The 23358-nt window shown below is 65.9% G+C and carries 13 protein-coding genes, 1 tRNA gene and 3 pseudogenes; 8 read left to right on the top strand and 9 right to left on the bottom strand.

The genetic code is table 11. The features are described 5' to 3' along the window. Positions 1–64 precede the first annotated feature (64 nt). Positions 65–236 (bottom strand): annotated as a pseudogene (locus G6N66_RS30475) (IS110 family transposase); the annotation flags it as partial. Positions 237–410: 174 nt separating this feature from the next. Between G6N66_RS30475 and G6N66_RS18250 the strand changes: the two are divergent. Further along, positions 411–3803, top strand: coding sequence for a serine/threonine-protein kinase (locus G6N66_RS18250; RefSeq protein WP_085233076.1), 3393 nt, complete (start codon positions 411–413; stop codon positions 3801–3803). A 110-nt stretch (positions 3804–3913) separates the two neighbouring features. Then, entirely contained in the window at positions 3914–5569 is a 1656-nt protein-coding gene (locus tag G6N66_RS29120) for a S1 RNA-binding domain-containing protein (protein ID WP_197747044.1), read from the top strand. A 289-nt stretch (positions 5570–5858) separates the two neighbouring features. On the opposite strand, the pseudogene istB reads toward G6N66_RS29120, so the two are convergent. The 7 genes and pseudogenes from istB to G6N66_RS18210 form a co-directional block, all read right to left on the bottom strand. Further along, positions 5859–6709 (bottom strand): annotated as a pseudogene (gene istB / locus G6N66_RS18240) (IS21-like element helper ATPase IstB). Beyond that, positions 6706–8066: pseudogene (locus G6N66_RS18235) on the bottom strand (IS21/IS408/IS1162 family transposase). The pseudogenes istB and G6N66_RS18235 overlap by 4 nt, the downstream one beginning before the upstream one ends. Before the next feature lie 504 nt (positions 8067–8570). After that, a complete protein-coding gene (locus G6N66_RS18230; protein ID WP_085232636.1) occupies positions 8571–9350 on the bottom strand; it encodes a PD-(D/E)XK nuclease family protein in 780 nt (259 codons plus the stop codon). Positions 9351–9561: 211 nt separating this feature from the next. After that, complete coding sequence (locus G6N66_RS18225; RefSeq protein ID WP_139825166.1) at positions 9562–10326, bottom strand: hypothetical protein; 765 nt, start codon at positions 10324–10326, stop codon at positions 9562–9564. Positions 10327–10406: 80 nt separating this feature from the next. Next, complete coding sequence (locus G6N66_RS18220; protein ID WP_163645871.1) at positions 10407–10736, bottom strand: DUF2511 domain-containing protein; 330 nt, start codon at positions 10734–10736, stop codon at positions 10407–10409. A gap of 145 nt (positions 10737–10881) precedes the next feature. Then, the gene (locus tag G6N66_RS29655; protein WP_085232633.1) at positions 10882–13383 is read right to left on the bottom strand and encodes a PE family protein; all 2502 of its coding nucleotides are present in this window, start codon (positions 13381–13383) and stop codon (positions 10882–10884) included. Positions 13384–13786: 403 nt separating this feature from the next. Further along, positions 13787–14254 (bottom strand): hypothetical protein, encoded by a 468-nt coding sequence (locus tag G6N66_RS18210; protein ID WP_085232632.1) that lies wholly within the window; start codon positions 14252–14254, stop codon positions 13787–13789. 416 nt (positions 14255–14670) lie between these two features. On the opposite strand from G6N66_RS18210, the gene G6N66_RS18205 reads away from it, so the two are divergent. Together G6N66_RS18205 and G6N66_RS18200 are read left to right on the top strand one after the other, a co-directional pair. Continuing rightward, positions 14671–14877 carry a helix-turn-helix transcriptional regulator gene (locus G6N66_RS18205; RefSeq protein ID WP_085232631.1) on the top strand — a complete coding sequence of 69 codons (207 nt, stop codon included), beginning with the start codon at positions 14671–14673 and terminating at the stop codon, positions 14875–14877. Between the two features lie 72 nt (positions 14878–14949). Next, the gene (locus G6N66_RS18200) at positions 14950–16128 is read left to right on the top strand and encodes a site-specific integrase (protein ID WP_085232630.1); all 1179 of its coding nucleotides are present in this window, start codon (positions 14950–14952) and stop codon (positions 16126–16128) included. Between the two features lie 46 nt (positions 16129–16174). Here the strand turns inward: G6N66_RS18200 and G6N66_RS18195 are convergent. Then, positions 16175–16248, bottom strand: a tRNA-Arg gene (locus G6N66_RS18195). Between the two features lie 187 nt (positions 16249–16435). On the opposite strand from G6N66_RS18195, the gene lipQ reads away from it, so the two are divergent. The 4 genes from lipQ to G6N66_RS18175 all read left to right on the top strand — a co-directional run bounded on the left by lipQ (position 16436) and on the right by G6N66_RS18175 (position 23329). Further along, positions 16436–17689 carry an esterase LipQ gene (gene lipQ / locus G6N66_RS18190; protein ID WP_232079529.1) on the top strand — a complete coding sequence of 418 codons (1254 nt, stop codon included), beginning with the start codon at positions 16436–16438 and terminating at the stop codon, positions 17687–17689. 134 nt (positions 17690–17823) lie between these two features. Beyond that, entirely contained in the window at positions 17824–19296 is a 1473-nt protein-coding gene (locus G6N66_RS18185; RefSeq protein WP_085232629.1) for a WS/DGAT/MGAT family O-acyltransferase, read from the top strand. After that, positions 19293–20978 (top strand): HAD-IB family hydrolase/lysophospholipid acyltransferase family protein, encoded by a 1686-nt coding sequence (locus G6N66_RS18180; RefSeq protein ID WP_085232628.1) that lies wholly within the window; start codon positions 19293–19295, stop codon positions 20976–20978. Before G6N66_RS18185 ends, G6N66_RS18180 begins: the two co-directional genes overlap by 4 nt. Further along, positions 20975–23329 carry a glycerol-3-phosphate 1-O-acyltransferase gene (locus tag G6N66_RS18175; RefSeq protein ID WP_085232627.1) on the top strand — a complete coding sequence of 785 codons (2355 nt, stop codon included), beginning with the start codon at positions 20975–20977 and terminating at the stop codon, positions 23327–23329. The genes G6N66_RS18180 and G6N66_RS18175 overlap by 4 nt, the downstream gene beginning before the upstream one ends. Positions 23330–23358: the final 29 nt, after the last annotated feature.

Below are 23358 nucleotides of genomic sequence, written 5' to 3'. Positions count from 1 at the left end.
TTCGCTACCAGCGTCGGAAACCGGCTCCAACGTCCCCGAGATCACCGAGGATGACAACGACTCCTGGCAGGTGCTGAGCGCAGTGCGTTGGTGTGCCGGGTGCGGGCCCAGATCAGGTTCTGGTGCCCGCGGGCGAGGACCTTGATCGCCTCGGCTTCGGAGCTGTCGCTGGCCATCGAGCGGTGGTTGTGCCGGTCGGTGCGGACCAGATCGGCCAGCAGCTTGGCGTCGGCAGCGGGGTTGGAAAGCAGAACTGCCGAGTGCTGGGGCTGACTGGGGCGACACAATGAAAACAAGCCAGTGACCGCGCGCGACCGGGTACGGCGGCGTGCCGGGCGTGCGCATGTTGGTGACTTGTCCGCAGCGTTGGTTATCGTCACGAAGCCAGCCGATGCGGAAGGAGACGGTCGATGGGGCGTGTAGTTGCTGACCGATATGCCGAAATCGAGAACACCCGTCGGCTCGGTGGCCAGTCCGAGGTGTTCCAGGCTGCCGACCTCCATCAGGGCGGCCGCCAGGTCGCGGTCAAGATCGTGCCGGCTACCTCCGATGACATCAACCGGATCTACTTCGAACGCGAGACCGCTGCGTTGCGCAAGCTCAGCCACCCCAATATCGCCTCGCTCATCGACAGCGGCACAGACGCCTCACAAGGTGTGTATTACGTGGTGCTGGACTGGGTCGATGAAACGATCAAGGACTGGCTGGCCGCGTTTCTGGAGCCGCCGGGCTGGGACGACATCGCCGAGGCCGTCGCACTTCCGCTGGCCTCGGCGCTGGCCCATTCGCATTCGATGTCGGTGCTGCATCGCGATATCAAGCCTGGCAATGTGTTATGGACCGGGGCCATGCCGCTGCTGGCCGACTTCGCGTTGAGCAAGATCAAAGACCAGGTCGCCGCCGCCGGAGACGCGACCGTGGTCGGGATGACCACGCCGCCGTGGGCGCCGCCCGATCAGGCCTCGCGTGGGTCGGCCCGCTTCGACGTCTACGGGTTGGCGGCGACGCTGCTGCAGTGTGTCAGCGGGGTCCAACTGCGCGACTATCCCGACATCAGCCGCGCTCTCGACGATGCCAATGTTCCCCCGGACGTGCTGGAACTGTTGCGCGACGCGCTTAGCTCCGACCCTGACCGGCGCCCGGCTGACGGTCAGGTGTTTCATCTCGCGCTGCAGACCATCCAAACCAAGCGAAGCACCCGTTGGCACAAGCAGAAAGAGATCGCGTTCGATCTATCGGGTTCGGCCCGGCGGGCGCTCGAAGAGGGCGGCGAGGGGCGCAGCGCTGAGGCGCTGATCGCCGCGCGCCTGGGTACGGCCGCCTATGCGGTTCCTCGCCTGAAGAGCACCGCTACCGGCGGTGCTGAGCTGACCGCCGAGGAGTTTCGCCTCGTGGGTGATCAGCTCGAGCTGGTGCTGGCGTTCAAGACCTCGCAGAAGCTTTTGTGCATCCGCGGTACGGTCAAAGACTTTGAGCACCTGGAAGTTTGGCGCCGCCATGAGCACGCCGTCACCCTTGACGGCCGCGACTTCGCCTGGACCGCGTCACGGCCGGCTAACCCGCACCAATCCGCGCTGGCCACCGACGAACTGCACACGATACTGGCCAAAGCAGTGCAAGACGCCGGCGACAGAGTCAGCGACCGGTTCAAGCAGATGCGGCTGACCAACTGGTCGAAGTTGATCGACGCCAAGGAGCAACTGGAAAAGCGCCTCGAAGAACCGATCCGCTACCGGCGGGTCGGACGTTCGGGTGCGGAGTTCGAAATCGAAGCCAGCACAGCGCAAACCGGGGCGATCCTCGATCAGGAACGCATCGCTCGGCCGCTGGATGAACCCAACAGCCGCGGCGTCCCCACGCGGATCGTCGACGTCGACGACCAAAGCCTCACCGTGCACGTCATCCGCCCCGGCGCCGATCTGCCCGTCCACGGCGTCCTGGTCCGTGACCGCACCCCATCCCATGCCGCGATCCGCCGCCAGAAGAGCGCTCTGGCGGCGCTGCGTGAGGGAAGCGCGGCCCGCCCGCATCTGCGGGAACTGGTGTTGGATCCGTCCTTGGCCGCCCATCCGCAGCCCGTCTCCTTCGAGCCGACCCTCCCGGATCTCGACGACGATAAGAAGGCCGCCGTGGCCAAAGCGCTCGGGTCTAGCGACCTGTTCCTGGTTGAGGGTCCGCCCGGCACCGGCAAGACATCGTTCATCTGTGAACTGATCAACCAGTACCTGGCCTTACGCCCCCATGACAAAGTGCTGCTGGTCAGCCAGATGCACGTGGCGATCGACAACGCCATCACCCGCCTCCACGACTCCGGGGTCACCTCGGTCGTGCGGTTGTCCAGCCGCGACGACAACGTCGACCCCGAAGCGGTACACATGCTGTTGTCCAACAAGCTACGCGACTGGGCAGCTCAGGTTGCCGACCGTGCACGCGCGGGAATGTCGGCGCTGGCCGAACGCGAAGGCATCGCCGTCGAACACCTTTCGCTCGCGCTGACCGCTGAGGAGGCGTCTTCGACGCTGCGCCAGCAAGCGCAGAGCGCCGAGGCCCTTGGCCCGCTTGATGACGACGATCGGCTTGATAACGAAGACCTGCCTGAAGAGCGCGCCGAGCTGCTGGCCGACTACCTACGAGCAACAGACCGGGCCGAGGATGCGATCACCACAGTGCGTTCTGCGGCAACCGAATTGGGTATTCCCCTGGCCGCCCAGGTGGACGAGGCCGACCTGCAGAGTTTGGTCGCCGATCTGCTCGGCGGGCGCCGCGCTGATCATCGTCTGCGTGAATTGATGCGCGCCCAGGGTGATTGGTTGGCCAGCCTCAACGACCCCGCCAGCGCTGAGCCGATGTTCCTGCCCACCCAAAGTGTCGTTGCCGGAACGTGTATGGGGTTCTTGGCTAACAGCCATATCCAGGAGATGCAGTTTGACCTGTGCATCATCGACGAGGCGTCGCGGGCGACTGCACCCGAGCTGTTGGTGCCGATGACCCGCTCCAAACGATGGGTGATGGTGGGCGACACCAAACAGCTCCCTCCGATGGTGGAGGAGGTGTTCGAACACCCCGACCTCGTCGAGACTTTCGACCTCGACCAAACATTCCTGACATCCTCGCTGTTTGACACCCTCCTCGGGGAGGCGCCCGAGCAATGCCGGACCAGCCTGGTCACCCAGCACCGCATGGCCGCGCCCATCGGCGAACTGATCTCCCATACCTTCTACCGTGACACACTGATTCACGACCCAGTACCAGTCGTCGATCCCGACACCGTCGATCCCGCGCAGCGGCTGGTGTGGTTTTCCACCAGCCGACGAAGCAACCGCCATGAGGAGAGCCGCCACGCCGGCAGCTCCAGCTCTTCAAACAAGCTCGAAGCCGAACAGGTCGCCAAACTCGTCGCGCATCTCGACGACGAAATCAGCGCCGGGGCCTATCGCCGCCGCGACAGCCGCCCGCTGGAAGTGCTTGTCCTGTCAGGATATCGGCGCCAATGCACCGAAATCGAACGCGCTTTGCGGCGGTTGACGCTGACCAACATCGAGCCCCAGATCAAGACCGTCGACGCGGTCCAGGGCCGCGAAGCAGACGTCGTCATCTTCTCAGTCACTCGCAGCAACCTGGCCGGCGAACTGGGCTTTCTGGGCGAACGATTCCAAGGCCGAATGAACGTGGCGCTCTCGCGCGCCCGTGAAGTGTTATGGATCGTCGGCGATTCCGATTTCAGCGCCGGCAAGGAAGGCCCCCTGCGGCGGGTGCTCGGCCACATCGCGTCCAGCGACGCGGGAAGGGTGGAGTACCTGTGAGCCGCGACATCTACGCCGACGCCGCGCGCCGCAACGCCTACATGCTACCCGGGCACGTTCTGCTGGCCGCCGAGCCGTCAGCGATCCCGGTGTCCACCTTGACCGTTGACGTGCTGGCCGAGCAGGCCGAGGAGCTCGAGGCGTCATCGAAGTACGCGCTGCGCGCCATGCTCAACGGCATCGACACCGTCGAAGACCTTCAACTCTTCCTTGGCCTCGATGACGGCGACACTGCGCGGGTCGTCGCCGCGCTGCTGGTCGCTGAATTCATCGACTACCGGCCCCCGCCCGAAGGCGGAACCCGCCGTCTTTCACTGCTCCCCACCGGACAGGAAGCCGCCCGCAACGCCCACATCCGCCGACCCCGATCGACAGCGATCCAGGTGGTCTACGACCGGCTCACCGACACCGTCACCGACTGGCGGAAGAACTCGCTTCGCCGCGCGATGCAAGCCAAGTCAGATCCCGGACGCATCCTGCTGCCGCCGTCGAGCAGCAGGCCGGTGGGCCTAGAAGACCTCAGCATCGATGCGGTGTCATCGGCACTGGACGCGCGCGGCGACAGCGTGCGCATCCTGGGTGTCAGCGGTGTCACCGAAAACCGCAACTACTACCACGATGCAATCCTGCTGGTGTTCAAGGACATTGACTCCAACACGCTGCGGCTCGGCGTAGAGATCGACGGGGTGTGGAGCGAGCCGCACGCGGCAGCACTCGAAGCGATCGGCGCCGTCGAACGCCTCGGCATTTCAGCTGCCCCGGTCGAAGACCCTCACGAACCGGTCAGCGATCCAGGCCAGCGGCTGTCCCGAGACGAAGTGATCGCGTTGCAGACCGCGATGACCGGCACCAGCCAGGCCGAGGACACCGATGTGCTCAACCGCTCGGCGATCCGCTGGCTCGGTGTCTACGAGCACCCGATACGGCTGGATGACGCACTGTCCAATTCCAAGCGCCGCTTGCTGATCATCAGCCCATGGATCACCCGATCAGTCGTCGACGCGCAATGGGTCTCCCGTGTCGAGGCGCTCGCACGCAATGTCGACGTCACCATCTTCTGGGGCTTCGGCAACAACGAGAAGACCGACCCCACCGCCATCGCAGAGCTGCACGCCGCAGCGCAGCGATCGCACCGGCTAGCGATCGTAAAAGTGGACGACACGCACGCGAAAGTCCTTGTGGGCGACGACTTCTACATAAAGACATCATTCAACTGGCTGTCGTTTCGCGGCGACCCGTCCCGCAAATACCGGCAAGAAGAGGGCGACCTCGTCCAGGACCAGGTGCTCGCCGACGGCGCCTACGACCGGTACATGACCGACAATCTCGGCCACGCTGTCGAGGTGATCGGTACCCTGCCCGCGCCGTACCGCGCCCTCGTCGGCCCGGATGTCGCCACCGGCGCGGCCGCGCCGCCGCCAGCGCAGAAGAAGGCTACCCGGCCCGCGGCCAAAGCGCCAGCGAAATCCGCCAGCCGCGACCGCGGACCGCGTAAACAAGCCGCGCGGCCCGAGTCGCGTAAAAAAGCTGCGCTACGCAACCTCGCTATAGGACAAACGATGTCGGGGTCGGTCAAGAACGTCACCGACTTCGGTGCATTCGTCGACCTCGGCGACTGCGACGGCCTGATCCACAAGACACGCATGGGCAGACGGCGCAACGACCACCCCTCCGAAGTCTTCACCGTCGGCGAGGAGGTCTCAGTCATGGTCGTCTCAGTCGACGTTGAGCGTGAACGCGTCTCTCTGGCACTCAACACCTTCTAACCCACCCCTCGTGGTCGGGATCGGGTCGCGCAGCGGAATGTGCGTCAGTGCACTGGCTACGGTGGATCAGCGCCGGCGCCAGTAGTCGCTCGAAAAGTTATGTTTGGTCGCCGGCCTCATCGAGATTTTTGCAACGGCTGTGGAATCGCTCCCAGTCCGCCACTGAAAGCGAGTCCACGTAACAGCGTTCGCGCTTCGAACGTAGATTGGCGACTAACAGTCGACCATGACGGCGCTCATCGAAAATCCCCGGCTGTGCTCGCCGAAATTCCTCACCTGTGAGCAGCGGTCAGTGTAGTTGTTGGCGGGTGCCGGTGGTGGTTCGGCGCAGGGTTTCTGCGGCGGCGTGGTGGTCACGTAGCCGGTAGGACTCTCCGTCGAGGTTGATGACCACGGAGCGGTGCAGCAGGCGGTCGAGCATGGCAGCGGCCACGGTGGTGTCGCCGAGGATCTCTCCCCAGGCTCCCACGCCGCGGTTGGTGGTGATGACGATGCTGGTCTTTAAATACCGTTGGGAGACAACCTGAAACAACGCCGAAGCGGCCTCGGCGGGCAGTGGAAGGTAGCCGAGTTCATCGATCACCAGCAGCGTCGGGCCGGCGAAGAAGCGCATGGTGGTGGCCCAGCGTCCCTCGATGGCGGCGCGGTGGCAGCGGGCGGCCAGATCGGCGGCGGTGGTGAAGTACGTCCGGTAGCCGGCATGTGCTGCGGCCCTGGCCAATCCGACCGACAGGTGTGTTTTCCAGTACCCGGTGGGCCGATGAGCAGGATGTTGGTCGCTGATTCCAGATAGCGGCAGGTGCCCAGCTCGTCGATGAGCTTGCGGTCGATCCCGGCGGCAGCATCGACGTCGAAGTCGGCCAGGGTGGCTGGGGTGGGCAAGCAGGCGAACCGAAGCCGTCCGGCCAGTCGGCGGGCGGTGGAGGCTTCGACCTCGACGGCCAGCAGCCGCTCCAAGGCAACGGTCAGCGACAGCCCGTCGGCGGTGGCCTGGTCGAGCACGGCAGGTAGGGCTTCAGCGGCCGCGGCCAGTTTGAGTTCGGCCAGATGCGAGCGTAGCTGCTGATAGCGGCTCGCCGCCGCCGACAGCGATTCCTCGGTTGTGGTGGTGGTCTTACCGGTGCGCGGTGTGGGGGTCATTGGATGGTCCTGTTCTGGGCGGCCCGCTCGTAAGCGGACAGATCGATGACGGTGGAATTGGTTGACGGAGTGGATGTTTCAATTGCGGTGACGGATGGCTGATTGATCGCAAGCAGTTGCGCGGCAGCGGCTTTGGCCGCCGGGCCGGGTGGGATGCGTTCCTTGCGGCGGTGCGCCCGTCCGGTGGTCGCGGTGGCGATCGCCGCGGCATCCAGCGCGATGACGTGGCCGTTGTCGCGCACCATGACGCCGAGCCCGTCGGCGGCCATCCGGTGCCTGGCAACCACGATCCCACTGGCGGTGGCGATGTCGCAGAACTGACCGCCGACCGGATGCGACACCACCACGTTGGCGGCGGCCAGCTCCGGGGGCACCGAGTAGCGGTTACCGCGGTAGGACACCATCGCTTGGCGCGATGCGGTGCGGGCCTCGGAAACGATCACCGGATACGCCTGCGCCGGTATTGGTTGTAGTGGCTCCGTTTCGGCCACCACGGCGACCGAGGAGCGGCCATCAGCGGTGGCCCGCAGCCTCGTGTCACCACGCACCCGGGCGAAGCGATCCAGGTTCGCCTGGGCCGCCTCGACGGTGACGTCGTCGGCCAGGGTGCGCCACCAGCGTTGCGCGGCGGTGTGATTGACCTTCTCCACCACGCCCTTGCGGTTGCCGCGCCGCGGCGGGCAGATCGCCACCGATACGCCGTAGTGCTTGGCCACCCCGGCGAACGAGGCGCTCACCCGGCCGCTACCGGGATCGCAGACCGTGGCCATCCGGTCGAACCGCCACACCCGCGAGACGCCGCCCAGACCGCGGGTGACGCGGTCCAGGCCGGCGACCAGGTGGGGTTGGTCCTCGCTCGGCGACAGATAGCCGCGCCACTTGCCCGAATGGGCCAACGAGCCGACCAGCAGGTGTGCGGTCTTGCCCCAGCCCCACGATTCCGGCGGATCGGGCAATTCCAGCCAGTCCCATTGAGTTTCATCACCCGGTGCATGGGGGATCACCGCGTTCGGGCGCTGCGTGGCCGTCCGGCACGCCTCACAGACGGGCCGCAGGTTCCGGGTCCGGATGTTGCGGGTCAGGCTCTGATACGACAGCCCGAACCCGAGGTCCTCGAGTTCGTCGAACAGGGTGCGGGCCCACAGGTGCGGGTCCTCGGTCAGCCTGGCGGTGACGTAGTCGATGAACGGATCGAACGGGTCCGGGTCGGGCCGGGCGCGGACCCGGGCGCGCCGTCACCGGCCAGATACTTCCGGACCGTCTTGCGGTCGAAGCCGGTGTGGCGGGCGATCGCCGAGATCGACCAACCACGTTTGCGTAGGGCATGTACTTCCACATCGTCCTCCCATGTGAGCATGAGAAAGCGGGCCTCCTTCGGTGGAGCTACTGGCGTCAGACACCAGCAGCTTCGAGGGAGGCCCGCCCTTCTCGGCGGAGCCACACGGGTGGGGAATTTCGATGAGCGTCAGTGGGGAATTTCAGTGAGCGCGGTCAACCATTCGCAGCCGCCAATATCGGATGCGGCGGAGAGCTTTTCAGGCTATCGGTCGGGTCCGACTTCACACCATCGGTCGGCGGTTTAGTACTGCAGCAAACACCGCTGAATCACTCAAAGTGGAGCGCGCGAACGCAAATGTTGTCACGACGTTGTCACAACTAGGTGCGAATACGGAGAGTCGACAGGGGACAGCGCGCGACGGCTTTGGCTGGTCAGGCGACTTCGAGGCTCAATGCAGTACAACGTAATTCGGCCTACGTCCGACTGGGGGTCAAGTGGTCGCAGGTGCATATGGCGCTAGCCCGGCGGCGGTGAGGGACAACCAGCGTCATTATGTCGCTGGCAGTCACTGTGCCGTGCCGATCACGGATTGCTGGCCTTTTGGTTGGGAACCTTGGTCCGGTGTCGCGGCTTTCTTAGCTGTGGGTCCGCTAGCATGCGTTGCAGCTTGTCCGCCAGGTCGACGTCATTGATTCCAGGCCAAAGGTTCTCGGCCAAGTCGAGAACAAGAATGCAGTCTTTGCATCCGGGAGCGCTGTTGGGTGCATCGGAGAGTTCGAAGATCTCCCTTGTCTTAGCCATCGCGCGCTCCAATGGATCGTCGTCGATCGGAATCTCTTTTACGCGTGCTTGAAAACCCATGACGAAACCGTCTTCGCGGCAATTTCCGCACAAGTTGACGGCGTGGCCCTTCGTTGCAGGCTCCATGAAGATGAGCGCTAAACGGGATATCGGCATCGGGCCGCGGTCAGCGGCGATCCGGGCATAAGCGTTGAGTTGCACGTGGTAACGCGGCATCAGCTTGGTGTTCTCGGCGTCGTTGAACCGCGCGGTCTTATAGTCGGCGATCAGGTGTGAACCGTCGGCGTATTCAAAGATCGCGTCCGCTTCGCCTGTCAGGTGGATGCCGTACTCGGTATCGACGGTCTGGAAATGCGACCAGTGTGGAGGCTTCCGGTATCCGACGACACTTCCTAACGGTGAGAGCCAGCCGGGCGGCACACCGTGGGCTTCAAACCATGACTGAACGATGTCCTTTGTGTAGGAGTCAATCGAACTCAAGATGCTTGGAAAAAGCTGAAACGGCAAGTGGTGGTTGAGATGCAGCTTGACCCAATAGCAGCGTTCGCAGAGGTCGTTCATGACGACTTCCCCGAGGCGGCTCGCGGAGATCCGGATAGGCTTCACAGGCCAACGGTGGCGAGGACCCGGCTGCGTGTCAAGAGACGCGCTGACCGCAATGTTTGGGACGGTTGCGACGGGTAGCCGCCGGCGTAAGGACTCGTCGGCGGCGTCGCGGTCTGGCCGCAGGCGGCGGCGAGCACCCTGGTTGCGAGCACGACGAGCAGCCTGGTCATAGACCGAGGTCATTCCTTACGGCGTCGCGGTACTCCGTCGTCAAATCGTTGACGGACTTTTTCATCAATTCAGCTTGGTTGGGTGGTGGCGACGGATTGCCAGGTACAGCGACGAGGGCGTCGGCGAGCATGTCGTCGGTCATGTCGTACTTGTTGTGCAGCCGGGCACGCACATCGGCGATCTGGCTGAGGACTGACTGCCGGTAGTCGTAGCGGTATTTGTCCCGCAGCGCGCGGGCGCAGTCGATTGCGCGGTCTGATGCGGCAATCTCTGCCTCGGAAACGGCTTGGGCCAGTGCGCCATACGCGTCCTGCCACCTCCCGCGAACGTTCTCAAGAGTGGTGGGGCCAGGTCCAGGCGGCGAGGGCGTCGGCGTGGGTGCTGGTGTTGAGGGTGCAGCAGGTGGCGGCGTGGATTGCGGAGCCCCGACACTGACACTTGGGTTACCAAACGCCTCTTGGCTCAAAATCGGTCCCGGTCGGACAACCTGCGTGTAGTTCAAGTAGTTCGGGTCGTTTGGATCGCTGATTGCTGCCAGCGAGAAGCCGCCCAGATTCCGCAGTGCGGCTGCTTGCTTGAGCACTGCGGCGTAGCGATCGTATTGCGGCGGCTCGCGGCGGAACTGTTTGAGGTTTTCTGCCTTCTGCGCGTTGATTGTATCTTGGTTGTTTTTGGTCGATATTTGGTTGGTTTTGACGCCGCCCAGGAACGATATGAGACCAACTATGAGAGCAACGATCGCAGTCACGATGACCTGCACCAGAGTGATGTTCCCGCCTCCCTCCTCGTCGCCCGATGTCGGCAATTGATTACCTTCCGATTCGCGGTGTGAAAGCGCAACTAGCAGAGCGCGCGGCCGCGGTCGAGTAGCGGCCCGATGTCGATTTTCGTGCCGGGGATATCCGGGTTGTCGCGCCAAACGTCGTGTAGGTCCGCGTATTTGTGCGCTGCTTTGGCGCTGCCGTTGATCCAGTAGGTGACTCCACCGTTGGTGATCGTGACGCGGCCCGGCGGCTCGCACCGCAGGGTGCCGTCGGGGACGGTCAGCGGCCACGGGCCGTCTGTCCAAGTGGCCTGCGACACGTAGCCGCGCGGTGCGGCCGGGGTGGTCGAAATGGGTTGCGTAGTGGTCGTCGTCGGCGCTGCTGGCCTCGTGGTGGTCGGCGCCACTGAGGTGATGGTCGTAGTCGTAGTCGGCGGTGTCGCGGGGCGGGGGGCGGTCTGCTGTGCAGCACAGGCGGCAATCAGCAGGCCTGTGGCGGCGGCAAAGGCGGTAGTCGATTTACGCATTTGGGTCGTGAATCTGCTCTGCGGGTTAGCCGTTGTCTTTGCCGGGGTTGCCGGCTGCACCGGGCAAACCGTTGGTACTGCCTGGACCGCCGTTGCCGCCGGTGCCACCGTGCTGGAGGTTGTCGCCGTCGCCTCCGTCTCCGCCGTCGCCGCCTCGACCGTTGCCTTGGGCTCCGATTTGGCCCCCGTTGCCCCCGTTGCCCCCGACGCCGCCGTAGCCGCCGTCGGTGTTCGGGTTGCCGCCGATCGTGCCGTCGCCGCCGGCCCCGCCGTCCCCGCCAGCTCCGCCGGTTTTTCCGGCGGCGCCGTTACCGCCGTTGCCTCCTGTTCCGCCGTTACCGCCGATGCCGTGGGGGCCGCCTGCTCCTCCGAGGCCGCCGGCGCCGCCGGCGCCGCCAGTGCCGCCGTTGCCGTCGCCGCCGTTGCCGCCGTCACCGCCGCTGCCGCCAGCGCCGGGCGTGTTGTTGCCGTTGCCGCCAGCGCCGCCGTTGCCGCCGACGCCGCCGTTGGCGTTTCCGCCTGCGCCGCCGTCGCCCCCAACGCTTAGTGCGCCCGTACCGCCGTTGCCGCCGGCTCCGCCGGCGCCGCCGTTGTTGAGGTCACCTGACCCGCCGGCACCGCCCGTGCCGCCCGTGCCGCCGGCGCTTTGTTGACCGGTTCCACCGTTGCCGCCGGCCCCACCGAAGCCGCCGACGCCGCCGTTCGCATCTCCGCCGGTTCCACCGGCGCCGCCTGTGCTGACGAACCCACTGCCGCCCTTGCCGCCTGCTCCGCCGTCGCCGCCGACGCCACCGTCTCCGGCGCCGCCTCCCGCGCCGCCGCCGCCACCACCGCCGAAGGCGTCGCGGCCGGCGTAGCCAGCCCCGCCAGCGCCCCCTTGGCCCGCGGTGCCACCGTCACTGGTGCCGCCGTCCCCGCCGTTGCCGCCGTTGCCTGCGGTTCCGTCGAAGCCTGCTCGGCCGCCTTGACCGCCATGCCCGCCGTGACTCGCGTCGGCGCCGTTGACACCGTTACCGCCGCTGCCGCCGTTACCGCCGTTGCCGCCGGAGCTACGGCTGGTGCCATCGGCGGCACCGCCGTCGCCGCCGACACCACCAATGCCGCCTTTCTCGCCGTCTCCGCTCCCGGTGCCGCCGTTGCCCCCTGCTCCGCCATCGCCACCGGTATCAGTGGAGAGGCCCGAGCCGCCGCTGCCGCCGTTCCCGCCGTTGCCGCCGTTGCCGTGGCCCTCTGCGTCACCGCCGTTGCCGCCGGCGCCGCCGTCAGCGCCGACGCGGACGTCGCTACCGCCAGGGCCCCCCGTGCCTCCGTCGCCGCCTGCGCCGGCGTTGCCACTCGACCCGCTGTTGCCTCCGTCGCCGCCGACCCCGCCAGCCTGGCCCGCCCCGCTGGCGAGCTGAACGCCGTTGCCGCCGTTGCCGCCTGCTCCTCCGCCGCCACCACTTGTGGCAGTAGAACCGGCAGTGCCGTCCGCGGCGTGGGTGCCCCCGCCGCCGACTCCGCCGTTGCCACCTTCCCCAGCGATACCGTGGTCCCCTCCGCGAGCACCATTACCGCCGGCGCCCGCCGTAGCGCCGCTGCCGCCGCCGGCGCCGCTTCCGCCGTTTCCGCCGTTTCCGCCGTCACCAGCGTTGCCGCCGTTGCCCCCGTGACCGCCGGCACCGTCTACGCCTGCGCTGCCGAAGGCAGAGGTACCGCCTGCACCGCCGTTTCCGCCGTCGCCGCCTGCGGCGCCGTTGCCGCCGTTGCCGCCCGCACCGCCGTTGCCGCCAGCATTACCGCTGTTGATGGTGGCGTTGGTGCCCGCGGCGCCGTCAGCTCCGTTGCCGCCATTGCCGCCGGCCCCGCCCGCACCCCCGACCCCGCCGCTGCCGCCTCTGCCGAGTATTGAACCGCCCGAGCCGCCAGAGCCGCCGTTGCCCGCGGTTCCGCCTGCTGTGCCGTTGGTGCCATTCCCGTCGTTGCCTGTGACGCCGTTGTTCCCGGCCGTGCCGGCACCGCCAGCTCCGCCGTTACCGCCACGGCCGAACAAACCTGCCGAACCACCGTTACCGCCGTTTTGCCCGGGCGCACCCGAGCCGCCGTTGCCGCCGCTGCCGAGCAGCCAGCCGCCGTTGCCACCAGCCTGTCCAGTTCCGGCCGCTCCGTTGGTGCCGTGGCCGATAATCGGACGCCCGGTCGCGGCGGTGACGGGTGAAAACACAGCTAGGTTCTGGGCGCCGGCCACGACCGCCGCCAGCGGCGAGGCATTCGTCGCCTCGGCTGCCGCGTAGGCGCTCTGCGCGCTGGTCAAAGCCTGCACAAACTCGGCATGAAACGCCGCCGCCTGAGAGCTGAGCGCCTGAAAGTGCTGGCCGTGGCCGGAAAACAGCGACGCGATCGCCACCGACACTTCGTCGCTGGCGGCGGCAACCAGTGAGGTGGTTGGGGTGGTTGCGGCCGCGTTGGCGGCGCCCAATGACGAACCGATCCGCGCGGCATCTGCTGTCACCGACGCGAACATTTGTGGTTCTGTCAGCAGAAACATTCGAGCCTCCAAATCCGTGTCAGCGCAGTGCATGCGGACTCCGAAGCCTAAGGCCAACAGGCAGGCTACGGACGAGTTTCGAATTTTGTGGAGATGGTGACGAGCGTCGACGACGTGCCAACCGGTGAGTTGCCTGCGCGTCCAGGCTTCGGCTGGTCAGGATGATTGAGTCATTGCAAAACAACGTAATTCAGCCCATGTCCGACTGGGGGCCAAGTGGTTGCATGTCCAGACCGTGTCAGGTCAGACGGGTTTCGGTCACTAACGACCAGGAGAATCCGGTGCCTAACCCACATGCTGCCGATCAATGTGGCACCGGCAAGGTGTCCTCCTCAGAAAGGAGTTGGCCTTCTAAGCGGACAGCAGCCAATGGGCAAACGACGACACCGACAACTGGCATGAGCTAGCGGTACTCGGCTCCAGGCGGAAGTTCTTGGCCGGAAGGAAGAGGCGGACAGTCCGGATCGAAGATAATGGCGAAGGGATACGATGCCAACGCGTCTTCGGTCGGGTCGCCTCCATTGGCATACACTCCGAACGTGTAGACGCCGTCGCTGAACATCAGGAACGGCAACTGGAGATCGAACACGCGCCACTTGCATGGGGCGTCTGGTACATCGTCCCAGGCCCACACCAACTCAGCATTCCCCCTTGTTTCCCCGTTAGGATCGCGCGCTTGGACGTAGAGATGGGGATCGTGATCGGTACCGTTCTCTGCCCAGAGGCACAGTAGGATTGGAGCGCTGAGCTGGTGCACTTGTTGATCTTGCAGCGGTGGCAAGCGGAGCGACGTAAACGGGACTTGAGTGGCATTGACGGCATTCCCAACCATCAGCGCGCTCTCGGTGGGCACGAAGGCATTGATATGCACTCTGTGCTTCCTTCCTGTGTGGTGATGACTTCCCCTCTAGCATGACCAACACCGAGCTTGCGCTCGCAAGAGATCGCCTGGCCACCGAGCGATCCGCAGCGCAGGTTTGGGAACAAACTCCGTGAAACTGGCCCAAGTCGGTGGGACTAGGCGCGACCAGTGAGATCGTGCCCCTTAGTTGACCTGCACTTTCAGAGTCGACGAATATCCGAAACCCTCCGTTCGTAGAACATAACCTAGGGGGCACAGACTGATTCTCGGTCAGTTCAAGCCTTCAAGCCGTCGGTGAGCGCTACGCCACGACGGCTTCGCGACCCTGACCGACCCACGCGGAAAAATGCCGCAAATCGGCGTCCCTCCATCGACTTACAGTTATGTAGTCCAGCCTCGCTGAGGATCGAAGGGAAGTAACCGCCATGGAGGAAATTGACGAGGACAAGTGGCTCAGTCGCCAGGAACTCGCAGACCGTTACGGGCTACCGGTCAAGACCCCGGCCGAATGGGCGACGAAAGGCACGGGGCCACGTTTCGCCAAGATCGGCCGACACGTGCGCTACCGACTGAGCGACGTAATTGATTGGGAAAGAACGCGATTCAATGAGAACGAGCGTCCCTCAGCATAACTACCATAGATTGATGTTCGACTTATCCAAGCGGTCGGATGCGGCCGCTATCAACTGGCTCGGCCCACGCTGATAGCCGGCAGGCCCGCGCTTCGAATTGGGCAGCACGGCAAGGTAAAACGCATCTATGTCGGCGGGGGAGTGTGGCTGGCGCGGTGTCGCTACCGCGACACCGACGGCGTGACGCGGATCGTCCAAAGGGTCGGCCCTGTCGATGAATTCGACAAACACGGAAAGCTCGCCGAGGACGCCCTAATCGAGGCCATCGCCGAACGGCGCCCGCCGAGCGGCCCGGACGCGATTGGGCTCGAGACGCGAATCTTGGCCTTGATCGATCAGCACATCACGCGCCTCGCCGAGGACGGTCGGTCGGTGCGGACTCTCGACACCTACCGATACGACGCCACCAAGCTGGCCAAGTTCATCGCCGGCGTGCGCGTTGGGGAGGCAACCCCAGCACGCATCGACGCCGCCCTCAGATCGATGCGCAACACCCACGGCCCCACGATGGCGCGCCGCGCACGCACCCTGCTACGTGGCGCCCTTCAGCTTGCGGTGTTGAACAACGTCCTCGGCACCAACCCGGTGCGCGATGTGCAGTCGATCAGATCCAAGGCGGCTCCCAAAGGTGCCTCAGCGCTCACGGCCGAACAAGTTCGGGAATTGCTCGCCAAGATGCGAGCATCCGAAGAATGCCAACGGCGCGACTTGGTCGACCCGGTCACGGTCCTGATCGCGACCGGACTGCGGCGCTCGGAACTCCTGGCGTTGCGGTGGAGCGACTTCGACGCCGACGCGGGCACCATCGCGGTCACCGGCAAGGTGGTACGCCAAAGCGGGACCGGCCTGACGCGCGTCGACGAGACCAAGACCGCCGCCGGACGCCGCACCATTCCGCTGCCGTCGTTCGCCGTCACAGCTCTCAACGACCGGCGCCGGCGCCCGTACGTTGGCCAACAGCAAACAATTTTCGCGTCCAGCAGCGGAACGCTCCGTGACCCGGAAAACTTCAACACCGCCTGGCGCGCCGTCCGCGACGAACTCGGAATGGCCGACGTGACCTCGCACAGCTTTCGCAAGACCGTGGCAACGCTCATCGACGATGCCTGCCTGTCGGCGCGGGTCGGCGCCGACCACCTCGGGCACGCCAAGGTGTCGATGACCCAGGACCGCTACATGTCCCGCGGACGGGTCCACACTCAGGTCGCCGAGCTCCTGGACCGCGCTGTGACGGACATAAACGATGAATAAACGATGACTCGAATTTTCAGAGGTTCCGAAAACCACCTCTGACCAGTGCCCCCGGCACGACTCGAACGTGCGACCTAGGGATTAGAAGGCCCTTGCTCTATCCACCTGAGCTACGGAGGCAATGCGCAGGTCAGTCTATCCAATGGCGACCGCGGCTCGTTTCAGTCGGACGCCACGCGCGCGAAAACCCTTCCCGCGCCGGGCTTATCGGTTATCGTGTGGGTCTCGACACACGTACAACATCAGTTGGTAAACAACTGTTAACCGCAACGGAGCGTGTGCCTGACGTCGAGGGGTGGCGTTGACGATGGTCATGAACGTGACTTCGCGGTGCTCGCGGGCTGGTGCCGAAGCGCTGCGACAGGGAGTTGCGCTGGCGGCGGACGCCAAGGATACGGTTCGGGCTGGCACTTTGCTGCTGCGCGCTTCGCCGTTCGCCCTGGGCTGGGTCGCGGGCTGGCTTTCCACCGAGTTTCCCCCGCACGTGGTGACCGGGCATGCGTTGTCTCGGTCATCGCGGCCGTCGATCGGTCGCGTCGGCACTACGTGGGCCGCGCAGCGGGCGGATCAAACCCTCACCGCCGCGCTCGAGGAGTCCCTCGGGCCAGACTTCCGCGAACGGGTGTGTCATCCGACCCCCGCCCAACGCACGTGTGCGCCTCGCGGCGGCCTGCTTCCCAGGCTCGGGCCCCACAACCGGTACGCCGGACAGACCTCAGACATCTCCTACGGCCCGGGCGGGCGCGACCATCTGCTCGACATCTGGCGGCGCCATGACCTGGCGCCCGGATCGCGGGCGCCGGTGCTGATCCAGGTCCCCGGCGGGGCGTGGGCCGTCGGCGACCAGCGGGTACAGGGCTACACGCTGATGAGCCACATGGCCGAACTCGGCTGGATTTGCGTGTCGATCAACTACAGCAAGAGCCCGCGCTGCGCGTTTCCCCGGCACGTCATCGACGTCAAGCGGGCGATCGCGTGGGTCCGCGAGAACATCGCCGACTACGGTGGCGACCCCGATTTCATCGCCATCACGGGCGGCTCGGCGGGCGGCCATCTGGCGTCGCTGGCGGCGCTGACGCCCAACGACCCCGCGTTTCAGCCGGGCTTCGAGAGCGCGGACACCAGCGTGCAGGCGGTGGCACCGTACTACGGCGTGTACGACTTCACCGACTTCGACAACATGCACGAGCTGATGCTGCCGTTCCTCGAGCATTTCGTGATGAAGGCCCGCTACGCCGAAGAGCCCGAACGGTTCAAGGCGGCGTCGCCGATCTCCCATGTGCACAGCGCGGCCCCGCCCTTCTTTGTGCTGCACGGCGAGAAGGATGAGTTGGTGCCCAGCGGCCAGGCCCGGGCCTTCACCGCGGCGCTGCGGCAGGCCGGAGCCGCCTCGGTGGCCTATGCAGAACTCGCCAATGCGCATCACGCTTTCGACATCACCCCGACGGTCCGGTCACGGCTGGCCGCCGGCGCCGTCGCCGACTTCCTGGGCGTCGTCTACGGGCGGCGCGCGAGCTCGGTACGGGGCACGTCGCCGCTGTCGGCGAGCTCAGCCAGCTAAAGCGGCGAGCCGAACCTCCGCGCGAATCCGCAAGCCGGCTATCCGCCAGCCGACTTGCTTTCACCAGCGCGTCAAGCCGACTAGCGTTGTGTGCGCAGCTGGGTTGCCACGTCGAAGGCAGGAGGGCTTGATCGGTGTCTGAGTCCGTCGATCGTGTTGGACTGCCTGACGAACTGGGTGCGGTCGACTATCTGTTACACCGCGGCGAGGCGAATCCCCGGACCCGTTCGGGAATCATGGCACTCGAACTTCTCGACACCACGCCGGACTGGGACCGGTTCCGGAACCGCTTCGAGAACGCCTCCCGGCGGGTATTGCGGCTGCGGCAGAAGGTCGTCGTGCCGACGCTGCCGACGGCCGCGCCGCGCTGGGTGGTCGACGCCGACTTCAACCTGGACTTCCACGTGCGCCGGGTGCGGGTCTCAAGCGCCGGCACGCTGCGCGAGGTGTTCGATCTCGCCGAACTGATCCTGCAATCACCGCTGGACATTTCGCGGCCGCTGTGGACGGCCACGCTGGTCGAGGGGCTGGCCGACGGCAGGGCCGCGACGCTGCTGCACGTCAGTCATGCGGTAACCGACGGCGTCGGCGGAGTCGAGATGTTCGCCGAAATCTATGACCTCGAGCGCGATCCGCCAGCGCGGCCGACGCCGCCCCTGCCCATCCCGCAGGACCTGTCGCCCAACGACCTGATGCGCCAAGGCATCAACCGCCTGCCCATGGCCGTGATCGGCGGCGCGTTGGGCGCGGTCTCCGGCGTGGTGTCGGCGGCCGGGCGGGCCGTACTGGAACCCGCGTCGACGGTTTCGGGGCTGGTGGGCTACGCGCTCTCGGGCATGCGGGTGCTCAATCGGGCCGCCGAGCCGTCGCCGCTGCTGCGCCGCCGCAGCCTGGCCTCGCGCACCGAGGCGATCGACATCCCGCTCTCCGACCTGCACAAGGCGGCCAAAGCGGGCGGCGGATCGATCAACGACGCCTATCTCGCGGGCCTGTGTGGCGCCCTGCGTCGCTACCACGACGCGCTCGGCGTGCCGGTCAGCACCCTGCCGATGGCGGTTCCGGTGAGCCTGCGGGCCGACGCCGATACGGCCGGCGGCAACCGCTTCACCGGCGTCAACCTGGCGGCACCGCTGGGTACCAGCGATCCGGTCGCGCGGATGAAGAAGATCCGTGCGCAGATGACCCAGCGTCGCGACGAGCCGGCGATGAACATCATCGGCTCCATCGCCCCGGTGCTCAGCGTCTTGCCCACGGCCGTACTGGAGGGACTCACCGGGTCGGTGGTCGGCTCGGACGTGCAGGCAAGCAACGTCCCGGTCTACCCGGGTGACACGTACATCGCCGGCGCAAAAGTATTGCGGCAGTACGGCATTGGGCCGCTGCCGGGCGTGGCGATGATGGTGGTGCTGATTTCCCGCGGTGGCTGGTGCACCATCACCGTGCGCTACGACAGGGCATCGGTGCGCAAAGAGGCGTTGTTCGCCCGGTGCCTGCTGGAAGGATTCGACGAGATCCTCGCGCTGGCCGGTGATCCGGCGCCGCGGGCGGTGCCCGCCTCGTTCGCCGAACCGGCCGACTCGGCGCCTCGATCGGTGTCCGGCTCATGAGCACCGCCAAAGAGCAAGGGGCAGAGCGCAACAAGCCAGTTCGGGATCTGCAGCTGCCCGGCTCGGTCGCCGAGATCCTGGCCAGTCCTCCCGGCCCGCAGATCGGCGCGTTTTTCGACCTCGACGGGACGCTGGTGGCCGGTTTCACCGCCGTCATCCTCACCCAGGAGCGGCTGCGGCGCCGCGACATGGGGGTGGGGGAGCTGCTCAGCATGGTTCAGGCGGGCCTGAACCACACCCTGGGGCGCATCGAGTTCGAAGACCTCATCCTCAAGGCCTCGTCGGCGCTGGCCGGGCGCCTGATCGACGACTTGGAGGAGATCGGCGAGCGGCTGTTCAACCAGCGGATCGAGGGCCGGATCTACCCGGAAATGCGCGAGCTGGTGCGGGCCCACGTGGCGCGCGGCCACACCGTGGTGCTCAGCTCGTCGGCGCTGACCATCCAGGTCAATCCGGTGGCCCGCTTCCTCGGGATCACCAACACGCTCACCAACAAGTTCGAAACCAACGAGGACGGACTGCTCACCGGCCGCGTGGTCAAACCGATTTTGTGGGGGCCGGGCAAAGCCGCCGCGGTGCAGAAGTTCGCCAGCGAGCACGACATCGACCTGAAGGACAGCTACTTCTACGCCGACGGTGACGAGGACGTCGCGTTGATGTATCTGGTCGGCAATCCGCGGCCGACGAACCCCGAAGGCAAGATGGCGGCCGTCGCCAAGCGCCGTGGCTGGCCGATCTTGAAATTCAACAGCCGCGGCCCCGTCGGCCTGCGGCGGCAGGTGCGCACCCTCGCCGGCTTCAGCACGCTGTTCCCGGTCGCCGCCGGCGCGGTGGGCATCGGTCTGCTGACCGGTAGCCGACGCCGGGGCGTTAACTTCTTTACTACCAACTTCTCTCAGCTGTTGCTCGCGATCAGCGGGGTGCAGCTGAACGTCATCGGTAGAGAGAATCTGACCGCCCAGCGTCCGGCCGTCTTTATCTTCAACCATCGCAACCAGGTTGACCCGGTGATCACCGGGGCCCTGGTCCGCGACAACTGGGTCGGCGTGGGAAAGAAGGAACTGGAGAGCGACCCCATCATGGGCACGCTCGGCAAGCTGGTGGACACCGCGTTCATCGACCGCGACAACCGGGTCTCCGCGGTCGAGACACTGCACACGGTGGAAGAGCGTGCCAAGAAAGGGCTTTCGATCGTGATCGCCCCCGAGGGCACCCGGATGGACACCACCGAAGTCGGGCCGTTCAAGAAGGGGCCCTTCCGCATGGCGATGGCGGCCGGCATCCCTCTCGTGCCGGTGGTGATCCGCAACGCGGAGATCGTCGCCTCGCGAAACTCCACCACGATCAATCCCGGCACGGTCGATGTCGCCGTCTTTCCGCCGATTCCGGTCGACGATTGGACCCTTGACACGCTGCCCGAACACATCGCCGCGGTGCGCCAGCTCTACCTCGATACTCTCGCGGACTGGCCCGTGCACGAGTTGCCGAAGGTCGACCTGCACAAGCTGGCCAAGAAAGCCGCGCCCAGGAAGTCCGCGAACAAGAAGTCCGCGAACAAGACGGCGGCCAAGAAGCCCAAGCCGTCGACGAAAAAGGGCGCCGCCAAGAAGACGAATCCGAACGAATCCGAGGTTGCCCTCAAAGACGGTGAGGCACACCAGTCCCCGGTGGCACGGCCGTGACCGAACCGACCGCAGACATCAGCGCTGTTCTCACCGACCAGGATTCGCTCGTGCTGGCATCCATGGAGACTCCGGTCGAAATGCAGTTGGTGATGGATTGGCTGGGCCGTCAGCGGGCCCGAAATCCAGACGCGAAGTACGAGGTATTGAAGCTGCCGTCCAGCGACGCGCCACCGGCTGCGCTGACTGCGCTCGTGGGGCAGCTCGAGTCCGGTGAGGACCGTTCCGTCGTGCCGGTGCGGGTGTTCTGGCGACCGGCGCCGGATCGCGGCAGGCTCGCCAAGCTCGCCGGGCTGCTCCCGGGCCGGGATCCCTACCAGCCCAACGAACGTCTGCAACGCCGCGTCCTGGACAAGGACCCCCGCTGCGCGCGGGTGATAGCCGGTGACCCGGCCAAGGTCTCCGAGCTTCGTCAGCAGTGGCGCGACACCACCGTCGGACAGGACGAGCGCGACTTCGCCCAGTTCGTCACGCGCCGAGCGTATTTGGCGATGGAACGAGCCGAGTACCGGATCCTCGGTCCGCAGTACAAATCTCCGCGGCTGCTCAAGCCGGAGATCTTGGCGTCCGCCCGGTTTCGCGCCGGCCTGAAGAAGATCCCGGGCGCAACGGTCGAAGAGGCGGGCAAGATGCTCGACGAACTCGCGACCGGGTGGAGCAGGGTGTCCGTCGACCTCGTCTCCGTCCTCGGCAGGGCCATCAGCCGCGGATTCGAACCGGAGATCGACTACGACGAGTATCAGGTCGCGGCGATGCGCACCGCGTTAGAGGCGCATCCCGCCGTGCTGCTGTTCTCGCACCGGTCCTACATCGACGGCGCGGTGGTCCCGGTGGCGATGCAGGAAAATCGGCTGCCCCCGGTTCACGTATTCGCCGGCATCAACCTGTCATTCGGGGTGATGGGGCCGTTGCTGCGACGCTCCGGGGTCATCTTCATCCGTCGCAACATCGGCGATAACCCGCTGTACAAGTACGTCTTGCGTGAGTACGTGGGCTACATCGTGGAGAAGCGGTTCAACCTGAGCTGGTCCATCGAGGGAACCCGCTCGCGTACCGGCAAGATGCTGCCGCCCAAGCTCGGTCTGATGGCCTATGTGGCCGATGCCTACTTGGACGGCCGCAGCGAAGACATTCTGCTGCAGCCGGTTTCGATCAGCTTCGACCAGTTGCATGAGACCGCCGAATACGCCGAATACGCGCGCGGCGGCGAGAAGACCCCCGAGGGCATCGGCTGGTTGTACAACTTCATCAAGGCGCAGGGCGAACGCAATTACGGCAAGATTTACGTCCGCTTCCCCGAAGCCGTCTCGATGCGGCAATACCTGGGTCCGCCGCACGGTGAGCTGGCGCAGGACAAGGACGCCAAACGCCTTGCGTTGCAAAAAATGTCGTTCGAAGTCGCCTGGCGGATCTTGCAGGCGACACCGGTGACGGCGACCGGTCTGGTGTGTGCGCTGCTGCTGACCACTCGCGGAGCGGCGCTCACGCTCGCTCAGTTGCACCACACCCTGCAGGATTCACTGGACTACCTCGAGCGCAAGCTCACCCCGATGTCGACCAGCGCGTTGCGGCTGCGCACGCCCGACGGTGTGCGCGCGGCGGTCGACGCGCTGTCCAACGGACATCCGATCACCCGTGTCGACGGCGGGCGAGAACCGGTGTGGCGCATCGCGCCCGACGACGAACACGCGGCCGCGTTCTACCGCAACTCGGTGATACACGCCTTTTTGGAGACCTCGATCGTCGAGCTGGCACTCGCGTACGCCCAGCGCGCGGAAGGCGACCGGATGGAAGCGTTCTGGTCCCAAGCGATGCGGCTGCGGGATCTGCTGAAATTCGATTTCTACTTTGCCGATTCGGCGGCGTTTCGGGAAAACATCGCCGAAGAGATGGCGTGGCACCAAGATTGGGAGTCGCACGTCGCCGCCGGGGGCGACGAGATCGACGCCCTGTTGTTCGCCAAACGCCCCCTGATGTCGGACGCGATGTTGCGGGTCATCTTCGAGTCGTATGAGATCGTCGCCGACGTGTTGCGCGATGCCCCGGCCGGCATCGGTGACAAGGAACTGACCGACCTCGCGCTCGGCGTCGGCCGCCAGTACGTGGCGCAGACCCGGGTCCGCAGCAACGAGTCGGTCTCCACGCTGCTGTTCGCCACCGCGCGCCAGGTCGTCGCCGACCAGGACCTGATCGGGCCGGGCCCCGATCTCGCCGAGCGGCGCGCGGCGTTTCGGAGCGAGCTGCGCGACATCGTCCGCGATTGCGACTACGTCGGGCGGATCGCGCGCACCCAGTTCGTCTCGCGTGAGGCCGAGGCCCTGCAGAAGGGGCGGGCCAGCCGAGCTCAGTAGTCGGGCCGCGCGCCCATACTCTGGACGGC

Origin of the sequence: Mycobacterium conspicuum, from assembly GCF_010730195.1 — a bacterium.
GTDB lineage: Bacteria > Actinomycetota > Actinomycetes > Mycobacteriales > Mycobacteriaceae > Mycobacterium > Mycobacterium conspicuum.
Note: the sequence above shows the minus strand (reverse complement) of the source record. Positions and strands in the feature narration are given on the sequence as shown.